Source organism: Pseudomonas frederiksbergensis, assembly GCF_003732665.1.
Lineage (GTDB): Bacteria > Pseudomonadota > Gammaproteobacteria > Pseudomonadales > Pseudomonadaceae > Aquipseudomonas > Aquipseudomonas frederiksbergensis_G.
The window spans coordinates 1-365 of record NZ_MOBP01000072.1 but is presented as its reverse complement, the minus strand read 5'-3'; the positions used below and the strand labels follow the sequence as shown (position 1 = coordinate 365).

General features: G+C 56.7%; 1 protein-coding gene. It reads right to left on the bottom strand.

Annotated features, from left to right (window positions below; translation table 11 throughout):
* The coding region (locus BK665_RS33200) for an aldo/keto reductase (protein ID WP_148053275.1) at positions 1-365 on the bottom strand (365 nt) is incomplete at both ends.

Sequence of the window (365 nt, the reverse complement as noted above, 5' to 3'; positions counted from 1 at the left end):
GCTGGCAAGGGCCTGTTTCTCCACGATCGCTTTGCCTCGGACAGAAGCATAGTCAATCACGGCTTGCTCGCTCAGTTCGTTCAGATTGTAGGTGACCATGGCGCAATCACCCTTTTCCAGAGACTTCAAACCGCCCTCGACGGTTTTGCCGGAAAAACCGAACCCGCGAATCTTGCCTTCGCGCTTCAACTCGGCAAGGGTCGAGTAGACTTCGCAGTCGGTGAGGATCGTAAGGTCGTTGCCGTCGGAGTGCACCAGCACCAGGTCGATAAAATCCGTTGCCAGACGCTGCGGGCTGCGCTCTACCGACAATCGGGTATGGGCGGCGCTTAAGTCGTGGCTCGACTGGCCATTGACGAATTCTT